Raw genomic sequence first — 17314 nt, 5'->3', positions numbered from 1 at the left:
ATTAAAAACATCAAAATAAGTTGTAATTACGGGAGGCTTTAATTTATTATATCCGGATTATTCAGAAACAGTTATTATTCATGGATAGAATTTAACTGTTATAAGTCCTGAATCCTGGTTATAAGATAATATGTCTGATAATAAAATAGTAGATTCCTGCTGTCTCCCTGCAAAAGCCACGTTATTTTCATTACGTGGCTTTTCAGCATCAGCACCGTGATACCCGTCTGACTTCCCCGGTTTTGCGATCTTCCTCCACCCTTTTCAATAATTCACCGCGGTACAGGAAGGAATCCCCTCTTTCATCATAATCTGTGTTATTTTAAGCATATTAATGAAGACAATCCCGGGAACGGGCAGTTGATAAACCGTAACTCTTTCAGAGTGTTAACAGAATCCTTATGACTGACAACCAAAACTTTGACTCCCATACACCCATGATGCAGCAGTACTTCCGGCTCAAGGCACAACATCCGGATATTCTGATGTTTTACCGGATGGGTGACTTCTATGAGCTGTTCTTTGATGATGCCAAACGGGCAGCACAGTTACTGGATATTTCACTGACCAAACGCGGCCAGACCGCCGGTCAGCCGATCCCGATGGCCGGTGTGCCGCATCATGCGGTTGAGGGATACCTGGCAAAACTGGTTCAGCTCGGGGAATCCGTTGCCATCTGTGAGCAAATCGGCGATCCGGCCACCAGCAAAGGCCCGGTGGAGCGCAAAGTGATTCGTATCGTCACACCGGGAACGGTCAGTGATGAAGCGCTGTTACAGGAGCGTCAGGATAACCTGCTCGCCGCTGTCTGGCAGGATGCGCGCGGCTTTGGTTACGCCACTCTGGATATCACATCCGGCCGTTTCCGTATCCTCCAGTTAGACGATAAAGACGCGATGGCCGCGGAATTACAGCGCACCCGCCCGGCAGAGCTGCTCTACCCGGAAGATATGGCGGATTTCGCCATTATTCAGAATCAGAAAGGGCTGCGCCGCCGTCCGTTGTGGGAATTTGAGCTCGAAACTGCTCGTCAGCAGCTGACATTACAGTTCGGCACCCGGGATTTGCACGGCTTCGGCGTGGAAAATGCTCCGCTGGCCTTACAGGCCGCCGGATGTCTTCTGCAATATGTCAAAGATACCCAGCGCACCTCGCTGCCGCATATCCGCAGTGTGACCCTGGAAAATCTGCAGGAAAATGTGATTCTGGATGCAGCCACGCGCCGCAATCTGGAAATTACCCAGAACCTCAGCGGCGGCACCGAAAATACCCTGTCGTCCGTACTGGATCTGTGTGTCACCCCGATGGGCAGCCGGATGCTCAAGCGCTGGCTGCACTCCCCGCTGCGTGACAGAGCCGTGCTCGCCAACCGCCAGCAGGCGATTGCCGCGCTGATGGAAATCAGCCCGGATTTACAGCCGGTTCTGCGCCAGATTGGCGATCTGGAACGAGTGCTGGCACGTCTGGCACTGCGCACCGCCCGTCCGCGCGACCTGGCGCGGATGCGCCATGCTTTTTCACAGTATCCGGATATTCAGGCACAGCTGAGTGCAGTATCTGATCCGTATATTCAGACACTGCAACAGCGTATTGGTCAGTTTGACGAATTACAGGCTCTGCTGGAGCGGGCCGTTGTTGAAGCGCCGCCGGTACTGGTGCGTGACGGCGGTGTGATTGCCCCGGGCTACAATGAAGAGCTGGATGAGTGGCGTGCACTGGCGGACGGTGCCAGTGATTATCTCGATAAACTGGAAATCCGCGAGCGGGAAAAACTCGGCATCGATACACTGAAAGTCGGGTTTAATGGTGTCCACGGTTACTATATTCAGGTCAGCCGCGGACAAAGCCACCTGGTACCGATCCATTACGTCCGCCGTCAGACCCTGAAAAATGCCGAGCGCTACATCATCCCGGAACTGAAAGAGTATGAAGATAAGGTTCTGACCTCCAAAAGCAAAGCGCTGGCGATTGAAAAAGCCCTTTATGATGAGTTATTTGATCTGCTGCTTCCGCACCTGGAAGCTCTGCAGCTCAGCTCTGATACCCTGGCGGAACTGGATGTGCTCACCAACCTGGCCGAGCGCGCGGAAACCCTCAATTACACCTGCCCGCAACTGACGGATAAAGTCGGTATTCAGATCACCGGCGGTCGTCACCCTGTTGTCGAACATGTACTGACAGAGCCGTTTATCGCCAACCCGCTGACGATGTCACCACAGCGCCGCCTGCTGATCATCACCGGCCCGAACATGGGCGGTAAGAGTACCTATATGCGGCAGACAGCGCTTATCGCACTGCTCGCCTATATCGGCAGTTTTGTACCGGCGGAAAAAGCCGTTATCGGCCCGGTGGATCGGATTTTCACCCGCGTCGGGGCATCGGATGATCTCGCTTCCGGCCGCTCCACCTTTATGGTGGAAATGACCGAAACCGCCAATATCCTGCATAACGCCACAGAGCAGAGCCTGGTACTGATGGATGAAATCGGGCGCGGCACATCCACCTATGATGGTTTATCGCTGGCCTGGGCTTGTGCGGAAAGCCTGGCGAACCGTATCAAAGCACTGACACTGTTCGCCACCCACTATTTCGAGCTGACCACGCTGCCGGAAAAACTGGAAGGCGTGGCCAATATCCATCTGGATGCGGTTGAGCACGGCGACACCATTGCCTTTATGCACAGTGTGCAGGATGGTGCGGCCAGCAAAAGTTACGGCCTTGCGGTCGCCCTGCTCGCCGGCGTGCCACGTGATGTGATTAAACGCGCGAAGCAGAAGTTGCGCGAGCTGGAATCGCTGTCACTGAATGCAACGGCAAGCCATGTGGAAACACCGCAAATGAATCTGCTGGATACCCCGGAGGAAGCGGCTCCGGCACTGGATGCGCTGGCGGGGATTAACCCGGATTCACTGACACCGCGTCAGGCACTGGACTGGCTCTACCGCCTGAAAGAGATGCTCTGACAGCCGGACAAAAGAAAAGGGGGGAATAAATTCCCCCTTTTACATGAATAATATTTATAACTGCTCTGAGAACGCTGTTTTACGGATCACTCAGTTAAACAGTGAATTCTCACATAACCCGTGGTTGTGCAGGATATCCTTCAGGCGGCGTAAACCTTCCACCTGAATCTGCCGCACACGTTCGCGGGTTAAACCAATCTCGCGTCCCACATCTTCCAGTGTCTCCGCCTCATAGCCCAGCAAACCAAAACGACGCGCCAGCACTTCCCGCTGCTTCGGATTCAGTTCATACAGCCATTTCACAATGCTCTGCTGCATGTTGTTATCCTGCAGCCGGTTTTCCGGTGTGACATCATTTTCGTCAGACAGAATATCCAGCAGTGCTTTATCTGAATCCGCACCCACCGGGACATCCACTGAGGTGATGCGCTCATTCAGACGCAGCATACGGCTGACATCATCCACCGGTTTATCCAGCTGTTCGGCAATTTCTTCCGCTGTCGGCTCATGATCCAGCTTTTGTGCCAGCTCACGGGCGGTGCGCAGATAGACATTCAGTTCTTTGACAATATGGATAGGGAGACGGATGGTACGGGTCTGGTTCATGATAGCCCGTTCAATAGTCTGACGGATCCACCATGTTGCATAGGTAGAAAAACGGAAGCCTTTCTCCGGATCAAATTTCTCCACCGCACGGATCAGCCCGAGGTTGCCCTCTTCGATCAGATCAAGCAGCGCCAGCCCGCGATTACTGTAGCGGCGGGAGATTTTAACCACCAGACGGAGGTTACTTTCAATCATACGCTGGCGCGCTGCGGTATCACCCCGCAGGGCGCGCCGTGCAAAAAAGACTTCTTCTTCTGCGCTGAGCAGCGGTGAAAAGCCTATCTCACCAAGATAAAGCTGAGTAGCATCCAGGACACGCTGGCTGACACTCTGCACGAACTCAATGTCCGGGCCGGGATCGTCAGATTCGCTCTCCTCTGCCAGCTGCTTCTCATCAAACAGCTCTTCATCTTCATCCTGCCCGGCGGCAAAATTTTCGTCGTATAACTCGTTAGCGTTCAGTGGATTACGGCTCATCAGCTTGCTCCTACCCCGATAATTCAGGCAGAACAAGCTGTTCTGCCGTTTATCGCTGCGGTAAGTACTGCAGCGGGTTGACTGATTTTCCCTTGTAACGAATTTCAAAGTGTAATCTTACAGATGTGGTTCCGCTGCTGCCCATCGTGGCAATTTTCTGACCAGCTGCGACGTCCTGCTGATCTTTAACCAGGATGGAATCGTTATGCGCGTAGGCTGTCAGGAAATCATCATTGTGCTTGATGATGACCAGATTACCGTAGCCGCGTAACGCATTACCGGTATACACCACTTTACCCGGCGCTGAAGCAAAAACAGGCTGTCCACGTGTACCACCGATATCAATACCCCGGTTACCGCTGGTAGGTCCTGTGTAGTTGGAAATGACTTTGCCTTCCGCTGGCCAGCCCCATTTAAAGGAACCACTATTTACGGCGACAGGCGCGCTGGTTGTTGTTGCCGGTGCGGTAACGGCTGCGGTTGTTGCCGCTGTGGTGGCGGCAGTGCCGTTATTCGCTTTTGCCTGTGCGGTGACCTGAGATGAGAGCATCTTACCGCCGGCCGGTTTAGCGCCTGCAGATTCAGAATACGCATTAGTTGGTTGAGAATCAACCACCCCGTTTTGCGGAGTATTCCTATTTGTTGCGACCTGAGTACCGCTGCTGACCGGTGCAACATTGTTGCCGCCGCCGTTGCTTAACCGAATCACCTGCCCTTCGTTCAGGCTGTACGGCTCAGGAATATTGTTCTGTGATGCCAGTTCGCGGAAGTCAGATCCGGAGATATAAGCGATGTAAAATAATGTATCACCGCGCTGAACCGTATAGGTATTTCCGCTGTAACTGCCTTTCGGGATCGCATCATAATTACGGTTGTACTGAATCCGGCCATCGCTGCTGGTCTGCACATTGGCAGAGCGCGGCTGCTGCACACTCCGGCTGACCGGCTGTGTGTTATTGGCGGAACTGAGCTGAGGACGTACCGGCATCGGTGTGGACACAGATGTACTGTTGTTATCATTGCCTGCTGTCATTACCGGTGCACTGCTGCTTTCGTCCACACTGCTGATTGGTGCGGCATGATACGGCGTTGAGCATCCGGCCAGAACCGTGCTCATCAGTGACCCAATTGCAACCCATCGTATTGTTTTCATAGGGTTTCTTGAGTTCATATTCCTTCTCCCGAAACTGGAAATAGTGCGAAAACTGACAATCAGAAAGTCACCACGCGGCCGCAGGCCACATGGCAGGATTGTATTATTAAAACAGATACTAAGCGAAATGAAAAAGTCTTGTTACCAAAATAGCCATTTTTATCCCAGATCGCCGTGAATCAGGGGAACAAACCGGACTGTTCCGATCGATTGGGTATGAAAATCATTGCCCCGGCGGCGGATCAGTTTAAGCATCTGCTGCTGTTCCCCCACCGGTATCACCATCCGGCCGTTATCCGCCAGCTGACTGAGCAGCGCCGGCGGGATATCACTGGCGGCGGCGGTGACAATAATGCCGTCAAACGGACCACGGGACGGCCAGCCTTCCCAGCCGTCACCGTGACGGGTGGAAATATTATGCAGATCAAGCTGTTTAAAGCGGCGTTTGGCATGCCACTGCAGTCCCTTAACCCGCTCAACAGAGTAAACATGCGCCGCAAGGTGTGCGAGGATCGCCGTCTGATAGCCGGAGCCGGTGCCGATTTCCAGCACATGCGCCTGCGGAGCCGGATCCAGCAGTTCTGTCATCTTAGCCACCATAAACGGCTGGGAGATGGTCTGCCCGTAGCCAATCGGCAGCGCGGTATTGTCGTAAGCTTTGTGTGTCAGCGCCTCATCGACAAAATTCTCCCGCGGGACAGCCGCCATCGCCTGTAACAGACGTTCATCGCGGATCCCGGCCTGACGTAACTGTGTAATCAGATCCTGTACCACCCGGCGGATCATTCCTGTATCACCCCTGCTTTTTGTAACCAGTCTTCTAATTTTTCCTGCACGCTGTAGGCGGTCAGATCAACATGCAGCGGCGTGACAGAGACATAACCTGCATCCACCGCCGCGAAATCGGTATCCGGCCCGGTGTCCAGTTTTTCCCCCGGAGGGCCGAGCCAGTACAGCGGATTTCCTTTCGGATCCATCTGTGTGTAGACCACATCCGGTGCCCGGCGCGTTCCGCAGCGGGTCACTTTCATTCCTTTGATCTCACTGAGCGGAACATCCGGCACATTCACGTTCAGAATATTACCGGCCCGTAACGGCACCTGCTGCAGCATGGTCAGCAGACGGCAGGTAATTTCCGCTGCTGTATCATAATGGGTTTCGCCGTTCAGGGAGACCGCAATCGCCGGTAATCCCAGGTGACGTCCTTCCATTGCCGCAGCAACCGTACCGGAGTAGATCACATCATCCCCGAGGTTCGGGCCGCAGTTAATCCCGGAAACCACAATTTCCGGGCGCGGGCGCATCAGCAGATTAGCACCGATATAGACACAATCCGTCGGCGTGCCTTCCACCAGCGCAATATCGCCGTTCTCATGCACTACCGTACGCAGCGGGCGGTCGAGTGTCAGCGCGTTGGATGCCCCGCTGCGGTTGCGATCAGGTGCAACCACCTGCACATGGTAAGTACGCCGCAGCGCCTCAGACAATGTCCGGATCCCCGGCGCACTGACGCCGTCATCATTACTCACCAGAATTCGCAGCACAACGGTATCCTTTTTTATCAGTAACAGCTCGTTTATCACGACAGAAAACTATTTTATCAAGTTAGCCGCGATAAAAAAGGGTTATAACAGATTTAGTCTGATTGCTTTTTTCATATTCAGTTGCATGATACTTGTATTATTTATGACTGAAAGGATTTCTGCATGGCTATCTGTAAACGAATCACAGCTACCCTGTTCACCGCACTGACTGCCGGACTGTTTCTGGTATCAGAGGCATTCGCGCTGTCACCTCAGGAAGAGACCAGAGTGGAAAACCTGCTGACCGCTGTCAGGAAGCAGGAACAGCTGATTTTTATCCGCAACGGCAGTGAGCATAATGCCGCCGACGCGGAATCACATCTGCGCCTGAAATTAAGCAAAACGAAAAAACGTCTGAGCACCGCAGAGCAGTTTGTGGATAAGGTGGCATCCGGCTCCTCCATCAGCGGTAAGCCGTATCAGGTAAAACTGCCGGGCAAAGATCCGGTGGATGCCAAAGTGTATCTGACTGAATTACTGGCGGAAACAGACAAAGCCGCCGCAGCAAAACCTGAATAAAAAAACAGAATAAAAAAAGGGCCGGAAATTATTCCACCCCTTTTTTATGTTAATCAGTCAGTTGATTATTCACTGAATTCCGCCGCCTGATCCGCTTCCAGCTCAATAATTTCGCGGATAACACTGGTGGCAAAACTGCCGGCCGGCAGGAAGAAGGATAAACGGACGGTTTCATCATCCATCCATTCAGATGTAAAATGCTCCGGATACAACATCAGCGCTCGGCGGGCATTATCCGCCCCCTCTTTTTCCGCCAGTTGCCACAGTGATTGCCACGGTGCCAGCTGTCCTGTTTCAAAGGCCAGTGCCGCATCCTGAGACCCCAGATCACCCTTGCCCGGTAACGGCGCTGTAATGCGCAGTTCACGGTTATCCAGACGCTGCTGTACATCCGCCAGTTCATCCGCCTGAACCGCAAACCAGCTGCCGCGCCCGGCGAGCTGTACCGCATCACCCTGCAATGCGGTTGCCTGAAGCTGCTGTGTCAGACGGGCGTCCGCCACCGCGTTAAACATCGCACTGCGGGCAGCGGAGAGATAAAAACCGCGTTTGCTGCGATCTTTCACACTGATTTCGCCGTCAGCCCAGCGCTGTGCGAAATGCAGATTCTGGCCGTTGCGCCCGAAACGCTGCTCACCGAAATAATTCGGCACCCCGGACTGCGCAATCTGCTGCAGACGCTGTTCTGTCGCGGCGCGATCGCTGATCCGGCGCAGCACAATAGTAAACTGATTACCTTTCAGCGCACCGATCCGTAATTTGCGTTTCTGGCGGTTAACCGCCAGGACTTCGCAGCCTTCAAGCTGCATCTGCGCGAAATCCGGTGTTTCTTTTCCCGGCATCTGCAGGCAGAACCACTGCTCGGTGACCGCATGGCGATCTTTCAGCCCGGCGTAGCTGACAGCACGGGCGGCGATTTTCGCAAATTTGGCCAGTTCTTCCGCCACAAACCGCGTGTTACAGCCGGTTTTGCGGATACGGACCATCACATGTTCGCCGTCACCGTCAGGTTCAAACCCCAAATCTTCCTGCACCAAAAAATCTTCCGGCTGTGCTTTCAGTACCCCGGTGGCCGCTGGTTTACCGTGGAAATAACTGACCGGGAGACTCATGCTTCAGCCTTCACAAGCAGCGCTACCGCCTCACAGGCGATCCCTTCTTTGCGGCCAGTGAAACCGAGTTTTTCGGTGGTGGTGGCTTTCACATTGATATCATCCATATGACACTGCAAATCTTCCGCCAGATTCACCCGCATCTGCGGGATATGCGGCAGCATTTTCGGTGCCTGGGCGATAATAGTGACATCCAGATTACCCAGTCTGTAGCCTTTTTCCTGAATACGACGGAATGCCTCACGCAGCAGCACACGGCTGTCCGCGCCTTTATAGGCCGGATCCGTATCGGGGAATAATTTGCCGATATCCCCCAGCGCCGCCGCACCCAGCAATGCGTCGGTGGCCGCATGCAGAGCGACATCACCGTCGGAATGCGCCAGTAATCCCTGTTCGTAAGGAATGCGGACGCCCGCAATCACAATCGGGCCTTCGCCGCCGAAGGCATGAACATCAAAACCGTGTCCGATTCTCATCATGTTGTCTGTTCCTTATTGTTATTGGACAGGTAGAACCCGGCAAGTGCGAGATCTTCCGGCTGTGTGACTTTAATATTGTCCGCGCGGCCGGGCACCAGCAACGGCTGATAGCCGCAAAACTCCAGCGCGGAGGCTTCATCAGTGATCACTGCCTGCTGAGACAGCGCCTGCTGCAGACAGGTGCGCAGCAGATGAAGCGGGAAAAATTGCGGGGTCAGGGCGTGCCACAACTGTGTGCGCTCAACAGTGTGATCAATACCGGTATATCCGGCAGATGCCACACCCCGCTTCATGGTATCACGTACCGGTGAGGCCAGAATCGCCCCCTGCACGCGGTTACCGGTTTGTGTGTCTGACATCACGGCCAGCAGCCGGTTCAGATCTGTCAGTTGCAGACAGGGACGCGCTGCGTCATGTACCAGCACCCAGCTGTTTTCCGGAGTATGCTCAGCGAGATAATCGAGACCGGCCAGGACAGAATCCGCGCGCTCACCACCGCCGGTGACAGTTCGGATCCGGGGATGCCGCGCGACCGGTAATGTACTGAAAACCGTATCCTGCGGATGCAGCGCCACGACCACCTGTGTGATGCGCGGGTGTTCCAGCAGAATAGCGAGGGTATGTTCCAGAATGGTTTTTCCGGCAATAATCAGGTATTGCTTGGGGCATTCGCACTGCATGCGGGTACCGGTACCGGCGGCCGGGATCAGCGCCGTGACCGGAGCATCATCAGAAATACCGGACAGATCCGGTGCCGGTTGTGCGCCGGTCATTGCGGAAGAAAGTATTGTCATAAGGATTAGTTACTGCGACTTTGTGGCTGCGCATTCTGCTGTGTCCGTTTTTCGGACAGGACCCGGTAAAAGCTTTCGCCGGGCTTGATCATGCCTAATTCACTGCGCCCGCGCTCTTCGATGGCCTCAAGCCCGTCGTTCAGATCGCCGATCTCAGCAAACAGCTGTTCGTTACGGGCTTTGAGCTTCGCATTTACCTGTTCTGATGCAGCAACATCTTCACTGACCTGTACATAGTCGTGAATACCGTTTTTCCCTAACCACAATGAATATTGCAGCCAGCCCAGAATAACTAAAAGTAATAGCGTCAGTTTGCCCATCACCGCCCCCGAAAAGATCGGCTAATCTTCCCATAAGATCGGCGCAGATGCTACTGTTCCGTCCGTTATTCGGACAGAAGATCAGTAAACATCCCGCTGATAACGTTTTGCTGTCCGTAATCCGTTCAGAAAAACCTGTGCCTCTTCTGCGGACATCGCCCCTTCACTGCGGATAATATCCAGTAATGCGGCATCCGTGTCTTTTGCCATCCGGAAAGCATCCCCGCACACATATACGTACGCGCCCTGCTCCAGCCAGCGCCAGACGGTTTCCCGCATTTCAGACAGCTTATCCTGCACATAAATCTTCTGCGGCTGATCCCGCGACCAGGCGGTTGTCAGCTCCGTCAGTACGCCCTGACGCACAAAATCTGTCAGCTCTGTCTCATACAGAAAATCGCTTTTTTCATGCGGATTGCCGGTAATCAGCCAGTTTTTTCCGCCGGATTGCTGAGCCGCACGCTGCTGAAGAAACGCACGGAACGGCGCAATGCCGGTACCCGGCCCTATCATAATCACCGGTTTTTCCGGATCATCCGGCAGGCGGAAGTGATCATTGTGTTCCACAAAACAGGCAACCGTATCCCCGGGCTGTAACTGATGCGTCAGGTAACGAGTTGCCGCACCGTAGCGGGTGCGCCCGTCAGTCCGGAACTCCACCACCCCGGCGGTCAGATGCACTTCATCCGGTGAGACCAGCGGCGACGAGGAAATGGAGTATAAACGCGGCATCAGCGGCGGCAGGCAATCCACCCAGGCCTGTGCGGAGGTCTGCACGGCAAACTCACGCACCATATCCGCCACCGGTCTGCGCTGTGCGTACGATATCAGCTGCTGCGGATCCGCAATCATATCCAGCAGTTCCGGCGCGTTACTGAGGCGGGCGTAAGCCGCCACAACCGGTGCACTGTTGATGGTCAGCTCACACTGCGTCATCAGGGCGTCACGCAGAGAATACGATTTCCCTTTCAGCATGACACGCTCAGTACCGTCAAACCAGAGCAGTCCCAGCAGCTCACTGACCAGCTCCGGGCTGTTTTCCGGATACACACCCAGCGCATCACCGGTCTGATACTGCAACCCGGTGCCGCGGATATCCAGCACAATCTGACAGACATGCTTTTCCGATTCCGGTGCGGTCAGGCGCACAGCGCGGCGCAAAACCGCAGACTGTGGTTTATCACGCTGATGCGGCTGTGAATCAATCTGCACCACCGTATTGTGAGTGAAGCGGCTGAGCCGCTCTTCATCTGCCGGCGGTGTCAGATTCAGCAGCTCAGGGAGTAACTGAGAGATCCAGTTATCTGCGGTAACCTGATAATCGCTGTCTGCTTCCGCACGCGGCAGGATCCGCTGCGCCCCGAGGGCATGCAGGCGGTTATCAAAATTCTTTCCGGCCTGACAAAACTGCGGATACGCCCGGTTACCCAGCGCCAGCACCGCGTAACGGATTTTTGTCAGCGAAGGTGCCTGAACAGAATGAAGGAAATGAAACAGCGGCAGGGCTTCTTCCGGTGCATCCCCATCCCCGGTGGTGGCACAGACAAGCACCACCAGCGGTGATTCCGGAAATGCAGTCAGTGAGAGGTCTCCGGCATTCACCAGACGTACCGCCCGCTGCGCACTGAACAACTGATCCCGCAGGGATTCCGCCACACGCCGGGCGTTACCGGTCTGAGATGCGGCGATCAGCAAAATATCCGCCGGTTCCCGTTCCGCCGCAGACGGCGCTGCCGCTGCCCGTTCACGGCACCAGGCCGATAACCAATTCAGCTGTTGCGGAGTCAGTCTGTCAAGTAAGGGTTGCAGGTGCTGCCAGTCAGGCGCGGAGAGCGGAGAGGTTGTGATCGGCGATGTCATAGTAAACCCGGTAAATGAGTGTATTCGTTATTATTCTGACGTTCCAACATAGAGAAAAGTACCGGTTTTGTCGATGAAAAATAGCCGGGCATTTCTGTTATTTATTCGCCACTTTACTGTTTTTTGGTAACATTTTCACTGAATATTGCGTAAAATGACGCTTTTATTATGCCATACCGTCATTATCCGGAGAGAGTTATGAGCACCACGATTTTTAAAGAGTTCCAGTTCGAAGCCGCCCACCGCCTGCCGCATGTCCCGGAAGGCCATAAATGCGGGCGTCTGCACGGGCATTCCTTTCTTGTCCGTCTGGAGCTGAGTGGTGAGGTGGATGTACATACCGGCTGGCTGATCGATTTTGCTGAGGTCAAACAGGCATTTAAACCGATTTATGACCGTCTGGATCATCACTACCTCAATGAGATCCCGGGGCTGGAAAACCCGACCAGTGAAGTGCTGGCGGAGTGGATCTGGCAGCAGACCAAACTGCTGCTGCCGATGCTGAGTGCCGTGCTGGTCAAAGAGACCTGTACCGCCGGCTGTATTTACCGCGGTGAATAATCAGGCAATATTAAGATATTTATGAGTCTGCATCGAGAAACGCCAGTTACGCGCGATGCAGGTCTCAATACAGAGAGCAGTGGCAGCCGGTTTCTGACTGATCGGCTGCAACGCCACCACCGGCTGTTTATCCCCCGGCAGTTTCGCCAGCAGTAAATCCAGTTCATCAATATCCCGCTGCCGCCCGACCGGGTGTTTCACCTCATCAGCCCGCAGCAGTGAAGGTGTCAGCACATCATAGCCGCCGCGCATATTCACTTTCGGGGAAACGGTCACCCAGGTCTTCTCACTGCACTGCACCGGTTGTGTGCCGCTGGTTTCAATCTGGCACTGATAACCCCGTCCTTCCAGCACCGCCGTCAGCGGCCGTAAATCGTATAAGCACGGTTCACCGCCGGTGATCACAACATGGCGGGCTGTATAACTTTTCGCCTCAAACTGCATAATAATGCTGTCTGCATCCAGAGAGGCCCAGCGGTCGTCCTCCTCTGTTTTGTTCATCATGTCTTCTGCTGAGCAGGCTTTTTCCGGTAACTGTTCCCAGGTATGTTTGGTATCACACCAGCTGCACCCGACCGGACAGCGCTGCAAACGGACAAAAATCGCCGGAACGCCGGTAAAAACCCCTTCGCCCTGCAATGTCTGAAAGATTTCGTTAATAGGGTATTGCATCACTCATCTGTTCCTTACGTTTAAGGCCGTATTATTGCAGATAATTATCCCGTCAGCATGACTCTTTATGTTAAAGTACCGGGTTGACTCTGACCGCGTTTCACATCAGTAAAAACGCTGCTAATCATGACAGCGACAGGATTAATTACATGAAAGAAAATAATACGGCGCTACGACGGGGGCTTACAGGGCGGCACATCCGCTTTATGGCACTCGGATCGGCGATAGGTACCGGCCTGTTTTACGGCTCGGCAGCCTCTATTGAGCAGGCGGGTCCTGCTGTTCTGCTGGCCTACCTTATCGGGGGTGCGGCAGTCTTTATGGTGATGCGTGCGCTGGGCGAAATGGCAGTCCACCATCCGGTACCGGGTTCATTTTCACAATATGCCAGCCATTATATGGGGCCGCTCGCCGGGTTCCTCACCGGCTGGAACTATGTTTTTGAGATGCTGATTGTCTGTCTCGCGGACGTCACCGCCTTCGGCTTCTATATGAAGCTCTGGTTCCCGGATGTCGATCAGTGGATCTGGGTGCTGGGGATTGTGTGTTTCATTGGTGCGCTGAATTTATGTCACGTGAAGATATTCGGGGAGATGGAGTTCTGGCTCTCGATTGTCAAAGTGACCGCAATTATCGCCATGATTGTCGGCGGCGCGGCGATTATGCTGTTTGGCTTCGGCCAGGAAACCGCACATCCTACCGGTATCAGTAACTTATGGGAATTCGGCGGCTTTATGCCGAACGGAATAAGCGGGGTAATAGCCTCACTGGCCATTGTGATGTTTGCCTTCGGCGGCATTGAAGTGATCGGTATCACTGCCAGTGAAGCACAAAACCCGGAAAAAACCATTCCGAAAGCGATCAACGCAGTACCGCTGCGTATTCTGCTGTTCTATGTGCTGACACTGTTTATCCTGATGTGTATCTTCCCGTGGAACCAGATCGGCCATAACGGCAGCCCGTTTGTGCAGATTTTCGAGAAACTGAATATCTCCTACGCGGCCAACATTCTGAACCTGGTGGTGATCACCGCAGCCGTTTCTGCCATTAACAGTGATATCTTCGGTGCAGGCCGGATGATGTACGGCATGGCGCAGGAAGGTCAGGCACCGAAATCCTTTATGAAGCTCACCAAAAACGGTGTGCCGTGGATGACAGTTCTGGTGATGAGTGCAGTTCTGCTGGTCGGCGTGGTGCTTAACTACCTGATCCCGGAAAAAATCTTCATCATTATCGCCTCTATCGCAACCTTCGCGACCGTCTGGGTCTGGCTGATGATTCTGTTATCTCAGGTGGCAATGCGCCGTAAGATGAAACCGGAAGAGGTCAAAACCCTGAAATTCCCTGTACCGATGTGGCCGGTTGCGCCCGCTCTGACCATCGCCTTTATGGTCTTTGTGATCGCCCTTCTGGGTTACTTCCCGGATACACGTGTGGCACTGATGGTGGGGATTGCCTGGGTGGTAATTCTGACTGTTGGTTATTTTGCCGGTGTGAAAAAACGGGTATAAACAGACAACTCACTGTTCTGAAAACACGAAACCGGGTGAATCATACACCCGGTTTTTTTATGTCCGGTATCAGGGTTCGCTGTTGATACGCTGAATACGGGAGCCCATAATCTGTAACGTTCTGAGCACCATATTGATGCCTTTGAGCGTGTCCTGATCTTTCAGTAATTTATAGGTATTACGGAAATTGTACTTTTCATCACTGTACATCATTTCCATTTTGGCCTTGTTCAGCGCCAGTCCGCTTTCCCACAATAATGCGATACCTGATTCCGCATTATCCGCCAGTTTATTGACCTCATTCTTGCCGATAATATCGACCAGATCCGAGACCAGAGACAGCAAATCAATCACATTATCAAAGCGGTTCAGCTGCATTAATACCGCCAGTTTTTCCGCTGTTTGTGCGGATAATTCAGGCTGTGGCGCAGCAGTCTGTTCATTCATCTGTTCTGTTGCAGACATTGCAGTTTCCTCTGTTATACCAGGCCGCGAACGGTTGACCAGTACAGCCCGCGGTTAAAACCGGTACGCAGCAGGCCACCCAGCTTTGTCGCCGGTGTCGGTAACACATCATGCTTATAATCATACTGAAGCGGCATCCCTGCATTCAGCCCCATCTGGGCGACTGCCTGAACCCGTCCGTCATAAATGGCGGTGGTATAGCCGAAACGCATCTCGCCGATAATATTATCCACCACGACAGTCGACTGGTTATGGCAACTGCCGGCCGCTTTACTGATAGGCAGATCCACAGTATCCCCGAGGACATACACGTTTTTCAGTCCGTACACCTGTAACGTTTCCGGATCTGTCGGCAGCCAGCCCTCTTCCGGGTCGCCGTCGGATAATCCGGTATTGCGTACCGATTCCACCGCAGAAATCGGCGGCGTACCTATCAGCAGATCAAACGGCTGCTCTTCCCCTTCTTTGGAATAAGCAATTTTCTTTTCAGGGCAGACACGCTCCAGGGTAAAACCGCGCTGAGCCCGAATATTACGTTCCTGAAAGACCGCCGGCAGAACTTCACAGACATTTTTCTGCATAAACAGGCAGTTACGTAATAACTGAGATACTGTCGGATAGGTATAAACGATTTCGATATCCTGGCGGACACGACGCTGACGGAAATAATCATCCAGCATCAGCGTGGTTTCCATCGGCGCGATACCACACTGGTGAGGAACATTAGGGGTATTCGGGAAAGAAACCGTAATAAAAATCCGGCCTTTTTCGAATTTTGCCAGTTTTTCCGCCAGCTGGCGGGCAGGTTGATACTGATAGAAATGATCGGCAGCTTCTTTCATTCCGGAGATCCGATCCGGTCTCGGCTGACAGCCGGTGGCGATCACCAGGTAGTCATATCCGTATTTGGTGCCACTCTTTCCCTGCAGCGTCTGTGATGCAAAATCAAAATGCTCGACACGGTCGTGAATAAACTGAATTTCGGGGCGAAGCAGAGAGCGTTGTGACTTTCGTAATTCCTCTTTCAGATACAGATTAAAAGCCACATACATAAACGCAGGTTTATAATAGTGCCATTCACTGTCTGAAATAAGGACAACTTCCACTTTCTTCTGATAAATATCATTTAACAGCTTTCTGGTCAGAATATTTGCGACCATCGTGCCGCCGGCGCCGCCGCCAACAATAACAATACGCTGCATAGAGTCTCCGGTTTTATTACTTAATTAGTTAATAATAAATAACACCAGGCAATAACAACCAGATAACTATAGTTAGTATAAATAATATTGCATTAATATTATTACTTAATGATAACAGTGATAAACAATATCATCAGATATTTTTACATGAACTCAGCAATTAAAGGATAGTGATCTGAAGCATCTGTCTGCATAACGTCCGATAAAACCAGTTTAAATCCGCGATAAAACAGATAATCCAGCGGGTGACCAAATGCTTTTGTCCGGATATCATCCGGAAACAGCACTTCTTTCAGGCCCTGCGCACGGGCAAAACGTTTCAGGGCATTCATACGCTGCCTGCTCCAGGCGTTAAAATCACCGCCGAGGATCACCGGCCCGATATGACAGCGGATCTGAGAGCCGACCGTATTCAGCTGGCGCCGGTAAACATCCACACCAAAACTGAAATTAATAGCATGGACGTTAATCACCATCAGCTGACGGCCATCCGGCAACGGGTACACAGTAACTAATGCGGATTTAGGCAGACGCAATAAGGGTTCTTTCTGCTGTAACGGGCAGCAATAGATTGGATGGGAGGTTGCCAGTGTCATCACACCGGAAGGATGCTGCTGAAAATGCAGCGCGGGAACCTGATCAGCAACAAGCTGGTGTTTTCCGGCCAGGCTGACCAGTTCAGGAGAAGGCTGTGCTTCCTGAAGCAGGACCAGTTGTGTGTCATGCAAAATGCGATCAAGGGTTTTGCGCCAGTCAGGACGCTGTTGCTTATAGATATTCCAGACCACAACGCGGATAGTTTGTTCCGGTGCGGATAATGGTAAACCAACCGGCAATCCGTTACCCAGCATGTCTGCCGACATGGGGGGGATTTGTCGTGCCGGATGCCCTGCGACATACCGGACGGACCAGTTTTTTTTCTCTTTCAACGATAACCCCGATACTGTTTGCTTCTGTCCGTCACTATCTTAGCAAACTTTGATTCATGCTATCCGGTTCAGAACACGTATTCAGGTGAAAAATATTTTTTCTTTTCA

17 protein-coding genes are annotated in these 17314 nt (G+C 52.9%); 4 read left to right on the top strand and 13 right to left on the bottom strand.

The genetic code is table 11. The features are described 5' to 3' along the window. Window positions 1-401 precede the first annotated feature (401 nt). Window positions 402-2963 (top strand): DNA mismatch repair protein MutS, encoded by a 2562-nt coding sequence (gene mutS, locus X965_RS17565; protein ID WP_036419350.1) that lies wholly within the window; start codon window positions 402-404, stop codon window positions 2961-2963. Window positions 2964-3053: 90 nt separating this feature from the next. On the opposite strand, the gene rpoS is transcribed toward mutS, so the two are convergent. The 4 genes from rpoS to surE all read right to left on the bottom strand — a co-directional run bounded on the left by rpoS (window position 3054) and on the right by surE (window position 6743). Next, a complete protein-coding gene (rpoS, locus tag X965_RS17560; protein ID WP_004236195.1) occupies window positions 3054-4046 on the bottom strand; it encodes an RNA polymerase sigma factor RpoS in 993 nt (330 codons plus the stop codon). A 49-nt stretch (window positions 4047-4095) separates the two neighbouring features. Further along, window positions 4096-5217, bottom strand: coding sequence for a murein hydrolase activator NlpD (gene nlpD / locus X965_RS17555; RefSeq protein ID WP_015422466.1), 1122 nt, complete (start codon window positions 5215-5217; stop codon window positions 4096-4098). Between the two features lie 141 nt (window positions 5218-5358). Further along, a complete protein-coding gene (locus tag X965_RS17550) occupies window positions 5359-5985 on the bottom strand; it encodes a protein-L-isoaspartate(D-aspartate) O-methyltransferase (protein WP_004236198.1) in 627 nt (208 codons plus the stop codon). Further along, a complete protein-coding gene (gene surE / locus X965_RS17545) occupies window positions 5982-6743 on the bottom strand; it encodes a 5'/3'-nucleotidase SurE (RefSeq protein ID WP_024472854.1) in 762 nt (253 codons plus the stop codon). Before surE ends, X965_RS17550 begins: the two co-directional genes overlap by 4 nt. A 162-nt stretch (window positions 6744-6905) precedes the next feature. Between surE and X965_RS17540 the strand changes: the two genes are divergently transcribed. Further along, window positions 6906-7301: a DUF5329 domain-containing protein gene (locus tag X965_RS17540; RefSeq protein ID WP_032098915.1), complete on the top strand. Its 396-nt coding sequence runs from the start codon at window positions 6906-6908 to the stop codon at window positions 7299-7301. A gap of 65 nt (window positions 7302-7366) precedes the next feature. Here X965_RS17540 and truD read toward each other — a convergent pair whose 3' ends face one another. From truD to X965_RS17515, 5 genes are all read right to left on the bottom strand, one after another. Next, the gene (truD, locus tag X965_RS17535; RefSeq protein WP_004236201.1) at window positions 7367-8413 is read right to left on the bottom strand and encodes a tRNA pseudouridine(13) synthase TruD; all 1047 of its coding nucleotides are present in this window, start codon (window positions 8411-8413) and stop codon (window positions 7367-7369) included. Continuing rightward, complete coding sequence (gene ispF, locus X965_RS17530) at window positions 8410-8889, bottom strand: 2-C-methyl-D-erythritol 2,4-cyclodiphosphate synthase (RefSeq protein ID WP_024472856.1); 480 nt, start codon at window positions 8887-8889, stop codon at window positions 8410-8412. Before ispF ends, truD begins: the two co-directional genes overlap by 4 nt. Further along, window positions 8889-9665 carry a 2-C-methyl-D-erythritol 4-phosphate cytidylyltransferase gene (gene ispD / locus X965_RS17525; protein WP_004236203.1) on the bottom strand — a complete coding sequence of 259 codons (777 nt, stop codon included), beginning with the start codon at window positions 9663-9665 and terminating at the stop codon, window positions 8889-8891. Before ispD ends, ispF begins: the two co-directional genes overlap by 1 nt. Window positions 9666-9691: 26 nt before the next feature. After that, window positions 9692-10006 (bottom strand): cell division protein FtsB, encoded by a 315-nt coding sequence (gene ftsB, locus X965_RS17520; protein ID WP_004236204.1) that lies wholly within the window; start codon window positions 10004-10006, stop codon window positions 9692-9694. 81 nt (window positions 10007-10087) lie between these two features. Beyond that, on the bottom strand, window positions 10088-11866 hold the full coding sequence (locus tag X965_RS17515) for a sulfite reductase flavoprotein subunit alpha (RefSeq protein WP_036419347.1): 1779 nt from the start codon (window positions 11864-11866) through the stop codon (window positions 10088-10090). 198 nt (window positions 11867-12064) lie between these two features. Between X965_RS17515 and queD the strand changes: the two genes are divergently transcribed. Continuing rightward, window positions 12065-12427: a 6-carboxytetrahydropterin synthase QueD gene (gene queD, locus X965_RS17510; protein ID WP_036419343.1), complete on the top strand. Its 363-nt coding sequence runs from the start codon at window positions 12065-12067 to the stop codon at window positions 12425-12427. Here the strand turns inward: queD and queE are convergent, their stop codons facing one another. Continuing rightward, the gene (gene queE, locus X965_RS17505) at window positions 12428-13099 is read right to left on the bottom strand and encodes a 7-carboxy-7-deazaguanine synthase QueE (protein ID WP_036419340.1); all 672 of its coding nucleotides are present in this window, start codon (window positions 13097-13099) and stop codon (window positions 12428-12430) included. A 149-nt stretch (window positions 13100-13248) separates the two neighbouring features. On the opposite strand from queE, the gene X965_RS17500 reads away from it, so the two are divergent. Continuing rightward, on the top strand, window positions 13249-14610 hold the full coding sequence (locus X965_RS17500; RefSeq protein ID WP_015422464.1) for an amino acid permease: 1362 nt from the start codon (window positions 13249-13251) through the stop codon (window positions 14608-14610). A gap of 69 nt (window positions 14611-14679) precedes the next feature. Here X965_RS17500 and X965_RS17495 read toward each other — a convergent pair whose 3' ends face one another. The 3 genes from X965_RS17495 to X965_RS17485 all read right to left on the bottom strand — a co-directional run bounded on the left by X965_RS17495 (window position 14680) and on the right by X965_RS17485 (window position 17206). After that, window positions 14680-15075, bottom strand: a complete 396-nt coding sequence (locus X965_RS17495) for a hypothetical protein (RefSeq protein WP_004236209.1) — start codon at window positions 15073-15075, stop codon at window positions 14680-14682. A gap of 14 nt (window positions 15076-15089) precedes the next feature. Further along, entirely contained in the window at window positions 15090-16277 is a 1188-nt protein-coding gene (locus X965_RS17490; protein WP_036419337.1) for an FAD/NAD(P)-binding oxidoreductase, read from the bottom strand. A 143-nt stretch (window positions 16278-16420) separates the two neighbouring features. Beyond that, on the bottom strand, window positions 16421-17206 hold the full coding sequence (locus tag X965_RS17485; RefSeq protein ID WP_032098911.1) for an endonuclease/exonuclease/phosphatase family protein: 786 nt from the start codon (window positions 17204-17206) through the stop codon (window positions 16421-16423). Window positions 17207-17314: the final 108 nt, after the last annotated feature.

This window comes from Morganella sp. EGD-HP17, assembly GCF_000512315.2.
Classification (GTDB): Bacteria; Pseudomonadota; Gammaproteobacteria; order Enterobacterales; family Enterobacteriaceae; genus Morganella; species Morganella morganii.
Note: the sequence above shows the minus strand (reverse complement) of the source record. Positions and strands in the feature narration are given on the sequence as shown.